This is a genomic window from Ketobacter sp. MCCC 1A13808 (assembly GCF_009746715.1).
GTDB lineage: Bacteria > Pseudomonadota > Gammaproteobacteria > Pseudomonadales > Ketobacteraceae > Ketobacter.
The window spans coordinates 103,215-117,558 of sequence record NZ_VRKW01000002.1; the positions used below are offsets into that span (position 1 = coordinate 103,215).

8 protein-coding genes are annotated in these 14,344 nt (G+C 51.4%); 2 read left to right on the top strand and 6 right to left on the bottom strand.

Going from position 1 to position 14,344, the window contains the following annotated elements; translation table 11 throughout:
* The first annotated feature begins 3 nt into the window (after window positions 1-3).
* Window positions 4-1,920: a 1-deoxy-D-xylulose-5-phosphate synthase gene (gene dxs / locus FT643_RS04445; protein ID WP_156870520.1), complete on the top strand. Its 1,917-nt coding sequence runs from the start codon at window positions 4-6 to the stop codon at window positions 1,918-1,920.
* Between the two features lie 60 nt (window positions 1,921-1,980).
* Here dxs and FT643_RS04450 read toward each other — a convergent pair whose 3' ends face one another.
* The 4 genes from FT643_RS04450 to ahpC all read right to left on the bottom strand — a co-directional run bounded on the left by FT643_RS04450 (window position 1,981) and on the right by ahpC (window position 9,018).
* Window positions 1,981-2,217, bottom strand: a complete 237-nt coding sequence (locus FT643_RS04450) for an RNA recognition motif domain-containing protein (protein WP_156869628.1) — start codon at window positions 2,215-2,217, stop codon at window positions 1,981-1,983.
* A 70-nt stretch (window positions 2,218-2,287) separates the two neighbouring features.
* Window positions 2,288-6,478: a PAS domain S-box protein gene (locus FT643_RS04455; RefSeq protein ID WP_198043315.1), complete on the bottom strand. Its 4,191-nt coding sequence runs from the start codon at window positions 6,476-6,478 to the stop codon at window positions 2,288-2,290.
* Between the two features lie 294 nt (window positions 6,479-6,772).
* The gene (ahpF, locus tag FT643_RS04460; RefSeq protein WP_156869632.1) at window positions 6,773-8,356 is read right to left on the bottom strand and encodes an alkyl hydroperoxide reductase subunit F; all 1,584 of its coding nucleotides are present in this window, start codon (window positions 8,354-8,356) and stop codon (window positions 6,773-6,775) included.
* Between the two features lie 98 nt (window positions 8,357-8,454).
* Window positions 8,455-9,018 (bottom strand): alkyl hydroperoxide reductase subunit C, encoded by a 564-nt coding sequence (ahpC, locus tag FT643_RS04465; RefSeq protein ID WP_198043316.1) that lies wholly within the window; start codon window positions 9,016-9,018, stop codon window positions 8,455-8,457.
* 245 nt (window positions 9,019-9,263) lie between these two features.
* Here ahpC and FT643_RS04470 point away from each other — a divergent pair, with 245 nt between their 5' ends.
* The gene (locus FT643_RS04470; protein ID WP_156869634.1) at window positions 9,264-10,085 is read left to right on the top strand and encodes a DUF3014 domain-containing protein; all 822 of its coding nucleotides are present in this window, start codon (window positions 9,264-9,266) and stop codon (window positions 10,083-10,085) included.
* 24 nt (window positions 10,086-10,109) lie between these two features.
* Here FT643_RS04470 and FT643_RS04475 read toward each other — a convergent pair whose 3' ends face one another.
* The gene (locus tag FT643_RS04475) at window positions 10,110-13,406 is read right to left on the bottom strand and encodes an acetyl-CoA carboxylase family protein (RefSeq protein ID WP_156869636.1); all 3,297 of its coding nucleotides are present in this window, start codon (window positions 13,404-13,406) and stop codon (window positions 10,110-10,112) included.
* A 38-nt stretch (window positions 13,407-13,444) separates the two neighbouring features.
* Window positions 13,445-14,086, bottom strand: a complete 642-nt coding sequence (locus tag FT643_RS04480; RefSeq protein ID WP_317621957.1) for a retropepsin-like aspartic protease family protein — start codon at window positions 14,084-14,086, stop codon at window positions 13,445-13,447.
* Window positions 14,087-14,344: the final 258 nt, after the last annotated feature.

Below are 14,344 nucleotides of genomic sequence, written 5' to 3' on the forward strand. Positions count from 1 at the left end.
ATGATGTTCAAGGAAATACCGCTCACCCGCCCCACCACGCCGTTATTGGATTTAATTGAGTCCCCGGCTCAATTGCGCGCAATGGAAGAAGAACTGCTGCCGCAACTGGCCAGCGAATTGCGCGAGTACATGATGTATTGCGTAGGCAAGACCGGTGGTCACTTTGGGGCCGGTCTCGGTGTGGTGGAACTAACCGTTGCCTTGCACTACGTCTATAACACGCCGGAAGACAAACTGGTTTGGGACGTCGGCCATCAAACCTATCCCCATAAAATACTGACCGGGCGTCGCGAGCAAATGCATACCCTGCGTCTGCGCGGCGGGTTGGCCGGTTTCCCGAAACGCAGCGAGAGCGAATACGATACCTTTGGTGTGGGCCACTCCAGCACATCCATCGGCGCTGCATTGGGTATGGCTTTAGCCAGTCAGATGTCCGGCAAAGACAATCAAACCATTGCCGTCATCGGCGATGGCGCCCTCACCGCCGGAATGGCTTTCGAAGCCTTGAATCACGCCGCCCACTGCAACGCCAATATGTTAGTTATCCTGAACGATAACGAAATGTCGATTTCAGAAAATGTAGGAGGCTTATCAAATTATCTCTCCCGCGTTTGGGCCAGCCGCACCTATAACGCGTTACGTGAAGGCGGTAAAAAAGCGCTGGAAAATATGCCCAGTGCGATGGAATTTGTACGTCGCACCGAAGAACACATGAAAGGCATGGTGTCGCCGGGCACGTTATTTGAAGAAATGGGCCTCAATTACATCGGCCCCATCGATGGCCACAATATTGAAAAGCTGGTCACCTATTTCAACAAATTAAAGGAAATTCCCGGCCCCCACTTACTGCATGTCATAACACAAAAAGGCCGCGGCTTCTCTCCTGCCGAAAAAGACCCCATCGGCTACCATGCCCTAACTAAAATTGAACCCAAACCGGCACTCAAAACCACCGCTCCCGCGAAACCCAAACTACCTAAATTCAGCGATATATTCGGCCAATGGCTGTGCGATATGGCGCAACAGGATAAACGCTTGGTCGGTATTACGCCGGCCATGCGCGAAGGTTCCGGTATGGTGGAATTTTCCAAACGCTTTCCCAAACAATACCACGATGTGGCCATTGCAGAGCAGCACGCGGTCACGCTCGCTGCGGGATTAGCGTGTGGCGGACAAAAACCCGTGGTGGCGATCTATTCAACCTTTTTGCAACGTGCCTACGATCAATTAATTCACGATGTGGCATTGCAAAACCTCGACGTCACTTTTGGTATAGACCGCGCTGGCCTGGTGGGGGAAGACGGCCCCACCCATGCAGGTGCTTATGACCTCAGCTTTTTGCGCTGCATTCCCAATATGCTGATTATGGCGCCATCCGACGAAAACGAATGCCGACAAATGCTTTATACCGGCTATCAGCATCCCGGCCCCGCGGCCATCCGCTATCCCCGCGGCACCGGCCCCGGTACCACGATCGAAAAAGCCATGACCGCCCTACCCTTAGGCAAAGCACGGGTACTGGAAAGCGGCAAAGAAGTGGCAATCCTCGCCTTCGGCACTTTGCTGCACTCCTGCAAACCGGTGGCAGCGGAATTGAACGCCACACTGGTGGATATGCGCTTTGTAAAACCCCTCGATGAAGCGCTAATTCTGGCCTTGGCCGAGAGCTATTCTTTGTTGGTGACGGTGGAAGAAAATGCGGTTTCGGGCGGCGCAGGTTCGGCCGTCAATGAACTATTAGCGCAAAACAATGTGGTACTGCCCGTTTTGAATCTGGGTATACCGGATTACTATATAGAGCACGGAAAACCCACAGAGATGGTGCAAGAGTGTCAACTGGATGCGGACGGTATCGCCCATTCGATCCGGACCCGGCTGCAGGCCCTCAAGCAAAAACCGCTCAATAAAAACGTGGTATAGCCATCAACGGTGTCCTCTTGCGGTCCTATCGTGCCGACAGCCATGTGTTACCTTCGGACTTCATTCCGCTTTCTTAACGCGGATCTTATTACTACCCACAGTTTGGTTATTCAGGTTCTTGATGGCGGCTTTGGCTTCGCCGGGCTTCGGCATCTCAACAAAACCGAATCCTTTGGACGAGCCACTCACCGGATCAATAACCAGATTGCAGGATTGCACTGCTCCAAACGCCTGAAACAAACACTTCATCTCTTCTTCTGTTGTCAAGCGATCTAAGTTTCGAACTAATATTTTCATTACCATTCCAGTCAGGAATTACACATTAACGGAAGTGTCAGTCTATCTTTACTGCTGCTTTTTGCGGTTTTTACTCCTCTGAATCGATGAGTTCCGAGGCGGGGTATGTCTTCAACCAATCGGAAGCAGCAGATAACATGGCTTTTAATGCTGCACCGAACTCATCCAGTTTCGCGTCGTATTGCTCGCTTTTCCTGGCTTTTATTACCTCTTCCAACTCTTGTGCCGTACGAAACACGCCTTTAGCACCAAAGTTTCCGATGGCACCTTTAAGCGTATGGAAGTAACGGCTGGCTTCGTCGGCCTCACCCTCCGCCAACAACCGGCGACCGTCTTCCAGCGGTTTCAAACCATCATCAACGATACGTGCAATCATTGCCAGCACTTCCCGTTCCCGGGCGGGTTTTCCACGCACGAATTTCAAAATATTTTCCGGATCAAAAATATCTTCATCATTGTCCACAGCATTCTCTTTACGCTCTTGTTCCACTGGCAGTGGTTCCTCGCGGCCAGCCTCCTGCTCCAACTCCAGGTAGTTAGGCTGATAAAACTTTGCTTGGTTCGGCAAATATTTGGCGATGGTTAGAATCATAGAGTCAACATTGATCGGTTTACCGATAAAATCATTCATGCCGGATTCGATGCATTGCTGACGTTCAAATGCCAATACACCCGCTGTCATTGCAATGATCGGTATTTCAAGTTGAAGCTGCTCACGAATAATTCGGGTGGCAGTGAAACCATCCATCACCGGCATCTGTACATCCATTAATACCAAATCAAATGGCTTTTTGACCGCCTGAATTTTCTGTACCGCTTCTTCGCCATTATTCACCACATCGACTTTTGCGTCCGTTTGGTCCAGCACGCCCAACGCGATGGTCTGGTTAAGCGGATTATCTTCCACCAACAATATACGCGCCCCGCTGAGTTTGGGACGTAACTGTTCCTCTACATAGACAGCGCGGGGCAATGCGTCACTATTAAAACGGGATCGGGCTTCGGTAATACCTTCAAACAAACCGGATGCGGTCACCGGCTTGGACAATAAAATCAATTTTCCGGAATTCATCTGCTGATGGATAAAGTCTTCTTTCGCTAGCGTTGTTATCAATTTGACACAAGGCATTTTATCCGCGAAACGATCCAGCGCGTCCACACCCCGCACATTCTGATTGAATACCAGCACATCTATCGCGTCACGGCGTTGGTCTGCCAGACCCGCCTCGGCCTCATTCAAGTCGGAAACGACTTCAACCTGCCAACACCAGTGTTCAAAATAACGTTTTATACTGTTTTGCGAGCTGTAATTGCCATCCACCAACATCACGCGCAATGACGCGTCCTGACGCTGATCTCTTTCCAGCTGTTGCTGACCGAAGACATCTCGCTTAGCCCCGGCTTGGTTCGTGCCCGGCACTACATACTCAAGCTGCATGGTGCAAACAAACTCGGTGCCGGTCTCTTCGCTACTGTGCATCTCAATGGTGCCACCCATCATTTCAATCAGTTTCTGGCAGATCGTAAGACCCAGGCCGGTACCGCCAAAACGCCGGGTAATGGAGCTGTCGCCCTGAGAAAATGCACTGAACAATCGAGCTTTTTGCTCATCCGACATTCCTATCCCGGTATCGCGCACCCGCAATTCCAGCTCAATGTGACGCTCGGTACGGTTACACTGATTGATCTCGACCACCACTTCGCCTGCCTGCGTGAACTTAATGGCATTTCCAGTCAAGTTAACCAACACCTGCTGTATCCGGACAGAGTCGCCAATGAAATGACGCGGTACTTGCGGATCAATGGCAATAACCAGCTCCAGCTCTTTTTTGGCGGCATTGGCAGACATTATCGTAGCCAACGGTTCCAGAATATCCCCCAATTCGAAAGGCGTATGCGCCAATTCCATTTTCCCGGCTTCGATTTTTGAAACATCAAGCACATCATTCAGTACCGCCAGCAAGGCCTGGCCCGCCGCCGTGATCATACCCACGTATTTGTATTGCTGGCGGTCCAAAGAGGTATAATCCAGCAGTTGCGCCGCACCCAACACCGCATTAAGCGGAGTACGGATCTCATGGCTCATATTGGCGAGAAAGCCGGTCTTGGCGCGATTAGCGCTCTCTGCCAGATCCCGCGACAACTCCAGCTCCTGTTCCACTTCTTTTTGCCGCGTGATGTCATGAACATTTACGATAGTATGCAGAACGCCATTGATCAGTAGCGGACTGAATTCAACGGATGCCAGAAACTGGTTTTCATCACTGCGCACTCCGTGTAATACCGCATTGCCAGCATTATTGCTGACCAACGCCTGGTGATACTTTTTAACAATTAACTCTGATTCTTGCACGTCGGGGATGAAGGTAGTGATACCTTTACCGAGCATAAGCGTATCGGAATAGCCGAATTGCTCGTGAGCCCGGCTATTGGCTTTAATCACGATTCCCATATCATCCAGCACCAGCATCGCACCGGGAGCCAGCTCAAACAGCGATTCGAACTCGTCCCGCATTTGTTGTGCCATGCGAATCTGCTGCTCAAGAACGTTGTGAGCGGCTTTGATTTCAAACTCGTTTTTCTTCTGTTGTGTGATATTTCTCGCTATACCCAGATAACCGACTATGGCGGCGTTTTCCCGGATCGGCGTCACCGTCAAATTAATCGGTACACGGCTACCATCCTTACGGATGTATGTCCATTCACGGGATTCAAGGAGACCATTGCGGGCATTGAATATTAACACATCGAAACCGGCGACCACCTTGCCATGCTGCAGGCTTAGCTGCTTTCCTACTTCCACTAATTCGTCTTCGTCGTGGAATATAACCGGGGTTTTACGCTGTACCATCTCATGCTTACTGTAACCCAGCAATAATTCGGCTCCGGCGCTGAATACTTCAATCAAACCTTCGGTAGTGGTGGCAATAATGGAAAATTCGCTGGCGGATTCCACAACCGAATTCAGTTTGGCTTCTGCCGACCGCATCGCAGATTGAGCACTCGCCAACTCAGTAACATCCCAATTCATTCCGACCATGCGCGTGGGTTCGCCGGAAGCATCACGTATCACAATCCCCGATGCATGCAAGGCTCGGTAGCCACCCTCGGGGTTGCTGATACGATACATAACGTTGTAATCCGACTTGCCCTCCAGGGAATCCACCAACGCGTCTTCAGCCAGTTCCAGATCGTCCGGATGCACTCGGAGCCGCCATTGATCAACCCGCAGCGGATCGGAATCCGGCTTCATGCTATAGAGCATGCGCATCCGCTTATCCCAGTAAATCGATTGCCGCTTTAAATCCCAGTCCCACAAGCCTAAAGCGATGTTTTCAGAGGCCAGCGACATACGCTCGGTCAAGCGGATCAATTCAGCCTGACGCTGTTTGATTTCATCAATGGCAATACCCATCATCACGGGCGCGAAGACCACTGCAGCGCAGGCAGTCCAGACACCACGCAGGTCATCCATTTCGTGAAACATACTCCAGTCCCACCAGCCCCAAAAGACACCGGCGCTTAACAGTAGATACACAATATTGGCGGCTACAGCAGAACTCAGCATGCCTTTCATAATGGCGACCACCATCAGCGGCATCACCAGATAAACCAACGGAAATGGCATATAGGTTATGACAGTCAATGCTATCACCAACAGGACACCGACAATGATCAACAAGGTAAACATTTCTCTGGCCTGAAATAACTTAGCCCGGGCAGATCGAGTAAAACTCAGGGCGGGCAACAGTAACAAACAGGCTCCGATCACATCCCCCAACCACCAGTTAATAACCGCTTGCCGCCACGACACGTCGTCTTCAAGCCAGGCCAGGGTAGCCCCGGTAAAAACCGTTAGGGGCGCTGCAACCAATCCCAACGTAGACAGAATTTTCAGTGAATCCTTCACTGAAAGCTGATCAGTGATCACGTTCATGTTGCGCACTAATTGCAGCATGATCATGATCTCTATCAAATTCGCCAAACTGCTACCAACCGCATAAAGGAAAGTGCTGGAAAACGCGAGATTGGCGACGATATTCGCCGTCAGAATGGCGGCAACATGCTGACTTAAACTATATCGGGCGCGATGAAACAGCCAGGCAATGGCAATGGAATTAGGTAACCACAGTAATGCTACACCCTCTTCACTGCGTGAAACTGCAAACGAGAATATCGCCAACAGAAAATAAACCAAAGCCAGTGCGACTGTGCTGATCGCTGTTTGTGAAGGAGGTAATGTAGTTGTACCGGGGGCCATAGGATTTCGCATAGCTTTTAATTAAAGGCCTGATTTTGAATTAAAAACAGAACGAAGACCCGTCTTTGAAAGGCAACCGGCGAATTTATGGGGCATCTGTCCCGCACTATTTACCCGTAAAAAGGTACGCTACGTCCTGTATCGGACACCTAGAATAACAAACAATGGAGTGATAATTCGAGGGGAGAAGTGAGGCAGGCGGAATGAATCGCACCGACATACAAATTCACTCCGCTCAAAGTGACCCGTATGCCGGGGATCCAAACTGGGTTAAGGGGGGGGACAGCGGGCGGATTAGGCCGCGCTGGCTTCCTCATCTTTATCGTCTTCAACCGAAGATCGAATCAGATAATCGAAGGCTGCCAGGGAGGCCTTTGCACCTTCGCCCATTGAGATAATAATCTGCTTGTAAGGAACCGTCGTAACATCGCCGGCGGCAAACACGCCGGTCATGGATGTCTGGCCTTTCTCGTCGACCAACACTTCTCCGCGAGAAGATAATTCGACACTGCCCTTAATCCAGCCGGTGTTCGGCACCAAGCCTATCTGAACGAATACACCCTCCAGCTCCACCTCGTGGCTCTCGTCACTGATGCGATCCTGATACACAAGGCCATTTACTTTCTTGCCATCGCCTTTCACTTCGGTGGTCATAGCAGATACGATGACCGTGACATTGCTCAGGCTATGCAGCTTCTTCTGCAATACCGCATCGGCACGCAGCTGGTTGTCGAACTCAATCAGAGTGACATGAGCAACGATCCCGGCAAGGTCGATAGCCGCTTCCACTCCGGAGTTGCCGCCACCAATAACAGCAACGCGTTTTCCTTTAAATAAGGGGCCGTCGCAATGGGGGCAATAGGCAACGCCCCGTCCGCGATATTCATTTTCTCCGGGCACATTCATTTCCCTCCAACGCGCACCGGTTGCCACCATAATCGCTTTACTTTTCAATGTGGCGCCATTTTCCAATGTGACCTCGCGCAGATCGCCGGAGGCCAGGCCGACAGCTCGCTGATTCGTCATAACGTCGACTTCGTACTGCTTGACATGTTGCTCCAACTGAGCGACCAATTTAGGCCCTTCTGTTTCCTGCACTGAAATGAAGTTCTCAATCGCCATGGTATCCAGCACCTGGCCACCGAACCGGTCTGCCACGATTCCCGTACGGATGCCTTTCCGGGCAGCGTAAATGGCTGCTGATGCACCGGCTGGGCCACCGCCGACAATTAATAAATCATAAGGTTCTTTTTCATTAAGCTGCTGCGCTTCACGCTCGTTCGCTTTGGTGTCCACTTTGCCCAGAATTTGTTCCAGGGTCATGCGACCTGCACCGAACTCTTTACCGTTCAGATAGACCGTTGGCACCGCCATAATCTGACGCGATTCCACTTCGTCCTGAAATAAGGCACCGTCGATCATAGTGTGCTTAACATTCGGATTTAACGCTGCCATCAGGTTCAATGCCTGCACTACGGTCGGACAGTTCTGGCAGGACAGGGAAATATAGGTTTCAAATTCAAACTCACCCTCAAGCCGGGAAATTTGTTCGAGCACTGCCTGCTCTTCTTTCGGTGGATGTCCGCCCACATGCAATAAGGCCAACACCAACGAGGTAAATTCGTGCCCCATGGGCAGGCCGGCAAAGCGGACTGACAGGTTTTCATTAGGGCGGTTTATACTAAAAGAAGGCTTACGCTCAGCATCGTCGCGCACTTCCTTCACTGTCACTTTGTCAGTCAGGGAGACGATGTCGTTCAGCAAAGCCAGCATTTCTCCGGACGCTTTGGAATCGTCAACGGATGCCACTAGCTCAACGTCTTTACTGACATTGGCAAGATAGGTTTTTAACTGATTTTTCAAATTGGCATCTAACATGGAATACACCTGATAACTGACCATAAAATAAAGGATAAAGTTGAGAAATTACCGGAGGGAGGAACTTCCCCTCCGGTGGGGTGTCAATAAAATCTGACTTAGATTTTACCAACCAGGTCCAGCGAAGGCGCCAGAGTTGCTTCACCTTCTTTCCACTTAGCAGGGCACACTTCACCTGGGTGAGCAGCGACATACTGAGCAGCTTTAACTTTACGCATCAGGTCTTCAGCGTTACGGCCGATGCCTTCTGCAGTTACTTCCATTGCCTGGATGACACCTTCTGGATCGATCAGGAACGTTGCACGATCAGCAAGACCCTGACCTTCACGCATCACACCAAAATTGTTGGTGACAGTGCCGTTCTGGTCGCCCAACATGTAGTACTTGATTTTGCCGATCGTTTCAGAAGCGTCGTGCCAAGCTTTATGAACAAAATGTGTGTCTGTAGAAACAGAATAAACTTCTACACCCAGTTTTTGCAGTTCTTCGTAATGATCAGCTACATCGCCCAGCTCGGTCGGGCAAACAAAGGTGAAATCGGCTGGATAGAAGAAGAAGATAGCCCACTTGCCTTTCACGTCTTGTTCGGTGACGTCGACAAATTCCCCGTTCTTGAATGCAGTAGCCTTGAATGGTTTAATTTCGGTATTAATCAGCGACATAATGTTCTCCTGGTTGGCTCGTTGAAAAGCTGATGGAGGTATAATAGGAACTTATACCTAATATATAAAATTGATTGTTGCTATAACTCTGATAGTTAATGTATATGCCAAAACAAACACGTAAAAATGACATTTCAGTGACGACTTTTGTAAATTCAATTGCGGAATAGACAAAAGCCACTCTCAGAATTGAGCCATATTTCGTGACAACAAGGCATTAAAGTCAAGTATAAGGAAAGCTTTTTATGAGACCCGCTCAGTTTGGAATTTTGGTTGTGGTTGTCGGCTGCATCATTGCCGGCATTATCTGGTTTTTACAACGATCAGAAAGCGAACAGCTTATGCCCCCTGAGGGTGCTGTAATCGAAGCCGGCTCCAAACAGCCGTTGCAGCAGGTACAAAGGGACGAACCGCAGGAAACTCTTCCGCCCCCGGCAGAGGAGGACACCACCCCTGACGCGCCTCCGCCACCGCCTATTGTTGAAGCCCCCGACTCCCTGTCTGACAGCGATGAAGCCAGCTACAAAGCCGCTGAGAATATCTCCACTACACTGGCGCAATGGCTAACACCGCAAGAGCAGATCCGGAAATGGGTGCTGATGGTGGACAATGTCGCGATGGGCAAAGTACCGGTTAAAAACAACCCGGTTTCATTTCCGATGGCTCCCTTTACCGTCACCGGGAATGAGCAGAACCGTAAACTGTCCGACCTGAACTTTAAGCGCATAACCCCCATGATTGATGCCCTGAGCGTAACCGACCCCGCCCTGTTGGCGCGCTATTACCGGTCCTGGCAACCACTGCTGGAGCAGGCTTATTCCGAATTAGGTCAGCCTGGCAGTTTCGATGAACGCTTCCAGCAAGCGATCGGGCGAATCCTGTCCGTAGACCCTAAAAAGGTGTCCGGCACAGCACTGGAGCAACCATCGGTGTTCTTCACCTATAGCGATAAGGAAATGGAAAACGCCAGTGAACTGGATAAGTTTTTATGGCGTATGGGGCCGGTTAACGCCGAGCGATTACAAAGCTTTCTTAAAAAGCTGCAGCCGTATCTGCAGCAACAATAAGTCCTGACCTCAAGCCACGGGCGGTTACCAGGTATCCACGCAGGGGCGCTTTTTGCCCCTGGCAGCCCGGTTTTCCGGCGTTATGCCTGCTGCATTCAGACCAGTCATAATCCAGCGGCGCGAGTCCATCGGGTCGATAACATCGTCGAATTCGAAGAAAGTGGCGGTATTTACTGCTTTTCCGCGCTCCACCATTTCCGCCACCATCCTTTCGAACAGCGCGTTCCGGGCCTTCTCGTCTTTCTGCGCTTCTAGCTCTTTACGGAAGCCCAGCCGCACCGCCCCTTCCAGCCCCATTGCGCCGAATTCCCCTGTGGGCCAGGATACTGTAAACAACGGCGCCTTCATGGTCCCGCCCGCCATGGTCATTGCGCCAAGCCCGTAGGCTTTTCGCAGAATAATAGTAAAGAAAGGCACGGTGAGACTGGCAGCGGTCACAAACATGCGCGCGGCGTGGCGCACCAACGCAGTCTCCTCTGCCTGCGGGCCGACCATAATGCCCGGCGTATCGCACAGGAAGACAATCGGGATATCAAAGGCGTCGCATAACTGCATGAAGCGGGATGCCTTATCAGCGCCATTAGCATCAATGGCACCAGCCAGGTGCTGAGGGTTATTTGCAATCACACCCACCGGACGCCCTTCGACCCGGGCAAACGCCGTTATCATGCCTTTACCGAACCCTGCCCGCAGCTCCAATACCGAGCCACTATCAAATAGCCCCTCAAGCACTTTACGCACATCGTAAACGCGGCGGCGGTTCTCGGGAATAAGATGACGCAGCTCGCGCTGGTCAGCAGCCTCCCACTGGGTAACCGCGCCCTGAAAGTAAGACAGGTACTGCTGTGCCGTACGCACGGCTTGCGCCTCATCTTCTACCAGAATATCAATAACGCCATTTGCCGCCTGCACCGACGCCGGCCCCACCTGCTCTGGCTTAAATACACCCAGTCCGCCCCCTTCGATCATGGCCGGACCACCCATTCCAATATTGGCATTACGGGTCGCTATAACCACATCACAGCAGCCCAACAACGCCGCATTCCCTGCAAAACTCCGACCCGACGCAATCCCCACCAAAGGCACTAAACCGGACAAGCGGGCAAAATACAAAAAAGCCATACAATCGAGACTGGCAGAAGAACCCAACCCGTCGGTATCACCCGGCCGCCCGCCACCCCCTTCACTGAATAAAACCACCGGCACTTGCAGGCGCTCAGCCACCTCGAACATACGATCTTTTTTATGGTGATTCTGGATACCTTGGGTACCGGCCATTACGGTGTAGTCGTAGGTCATCACCACGCACTGTGAAGCCGACTCCCCAAACTGCGCTCCGTTCACCTGAGCTAATCCGGTCACCATGCCGTCGCCTGGTGTTTTTTCCATTAATTCCTGCAACGATCGGCGGCGACGCTGTGCGGCGATGACCAGTGGACCGTATTCCACGAAGGTCCCCTCGTCACACAAGTCATCGATATTTTCCCTCGCCGTGCGCTGCCCGGTCGCTCTGCGCTTGGCAACGGCTTGCGGCCGGTTCTGATCCAAACCGTATCCGTGACGGTCGATTACCTCTAGGAGGTCTTCGCGAATAAGGCCGGGATCCGGAATTGCCGCTTCGGCTTGCTGCTCGGTTGCACATTCGTCGGCAACAAAATTTACCAGCGCCTGTGACTCCAGCACGGCATCTCCGGCTTGAACCAACACGGCCCGCACCGAGCCGGCAGCCGGTGCATGAATAACGTGTTCCATTTTCATGGCATCCAAAATAAGAAGAGGGTCGCCCTGTCTAACCTGGTCACCTTCTGTGACCATGAGCTTTACAACGCAGCCCGGCATCGCCGCCAGAATATTATTCGGGTCCGTTGAAGCCGGAGCGGAACCATCACCCGCTACTAAAGCAGGTGAATGCGGTAACATATCAGTGTATTGAACCTGTAGTAGCTCCCCCAGATTCTCATCGATAAAACGAGTGTGAACCCGGTTTTTCTGAACTTCGCTGCTCTGCATTAACGCCATCAGTAATTGCTGATTTGTTTGTAAGCCTTGCACTCGAAATTCACGCAATGCATTCACCGCTTTACGTAATGCCGATTCAAAATCCGCCACCGGGGCATACACAATCAACTTGGCAATAAGTGAATCGTAACGAGGGGATGTTTGAAAGCCGGTATAAACAAAGCTGTCCATCCGGATCCCCGGCCCCGCCGGAACATCCCAACCGCTAATGATCCCGGCAGAGGGCTTTACGAAACCCTCGGCGGTTACGGTTTCGGCATTGATCCTGGCCTGAATAGCAAAACCACGGGGGTCGGCTTTATTATTCAATTCCAACTGTGTAAGCGGAGTGCCAAACCCCAGACGCAACTGGATTGCCACCAGATCCAGCCCCAACAGGGTCTCTGTTACCGTGTGTTCAACTTGAATTCTGGGGTTGGCTTCGATGAAGACAAAGTGGCTTTTGCCATTCAGCTCAAATAACAAAAACTCAAAAGTACAGAGCCCGCGATAACGAGTCGCATTCGCCATTTTCAGTGCGGCGTCGTAAAGTGCCTGACGTTGCTCTACCGACAACCCAATGGCAGGGGCGATTTCAATCACTTTCTGATGACGGCGCTGTAATGTACATTCGCGTTCAAACAAATGCGCGCACTGATCTCCATCCCCTGCTATCTGCACTTCAATATGACGTGCACCGCGCACCCACTGTTCCACATAAACCGCATCATTACCGAATGCAGAAAAAGCTTCGGAACGACACCGCTCGACACTCTCTGCAATATCAGCACTGGACGACACCACTCGCATTCCGCGTCCACCGCCGCCGGATATGGCTTTGATCACCATGCTTGAGCCATCGGGCAGCTGCCTGAAAAAAGCGTCCGCTTGTGCCGTATCCACTGCCGAATCGATACCCTCCAGAACCGGCACACCACACTCTCTCGCCAGGGCACGAGCCTGAGCCTTATTGCCGAATAATTGCAGAGTGCCAGCGTCCGGCCCGACAAAAATCAGTCCGGCATGTTGACAGGCACGCGCGAAATCCGGATTTTCGCTAAGGAATCCGTATCCGGGGTGTACCGCATCGCATTCCTGCTGACGGGCTATCTCCACCAGTGTTTCGATATCAAGGTAAACATCCGGTCCCGAGCCTTGCAGGGGAATGGCGTTGTCGGCCTTTAGAACATGCAGGGATTCACTATCGTCTTCGGCGTATACTGCAACCGAGTACCAGCCTAGTTCCGCCAGGGTCCGAATAATACGAACGGCAATTTCACCACGATTGGCGATCAACACGCGAGGGGAGGCGGGATAACTCATAAAAACGATTCCTGGAGACGAAAGAAACCGCTATTAAATCAAAATTTCTTCTCTAATAACAAAACACTATTGTGTTCCTGCAGCTTTACATACTCCAGATAGGTCATTCCAAGTAGCACATCCTGTGGAAACTGCCCTTCGATAACCACTGCGGCAACATTACTGACACTGATTTCGCCCACCTTGACACTGCTCAATTTCACGCCCCAGCTTCTGGCAATGCCGCTGGCCGTCACGACCTGTGACTCCTGGCCATGCAACTTGTACTGAAGGCCGAGTTTTCTGGCCTGAATTTCATTCAGGGCTACCGTATTGGCCCCCGTATCCACCAAAAAGGTAACCGGTAACGAATTTATGCTGCCGTTGACTTTATATTGGTTATTGTCGTTCTTACGGATTACGACCTGAGTATTATTCGTTTCCTGGTAGCCGCCACCAATCGCCATATGCAAAACCATCTCGTGCGGCTCGCCGTCGATTTCCACCAAAGCATTGCGCGAATTGGCACGCAGCAATTTAACGCCGGATTGATGGCGCTTGCCGACTTTCAACATCACTTGCTGACCATTAATATTCAGCACCGCTGCTCCGGAAAACAAACCATCCACCCGCACATCCGCGGCAGCCGCCGCCAACCCTGCACAACAGGCCAAACTGATAATAAATAGCGTTTTCAGCACCTTCAACTATTTCCCTTCCTAGAAACCACTCTGCCCTGCCCGTGTTTGTCCGGCACCCTATCGGCAGGCAGCACCCTACTAACTATAGCCATCCAGGTCACTTATTTCCGGAATACAATGCAAACTAGCCCGCATTTTAGACCCGGATTTGCGCCATTTCAGCGCATTTCCGAACGTCTCAAAACTTTCCAAAAAGTCGTTCCTAAGCTATCAATATACAAGTCAATACAACACGATTACTGCTAGGGTTGCCTGTCT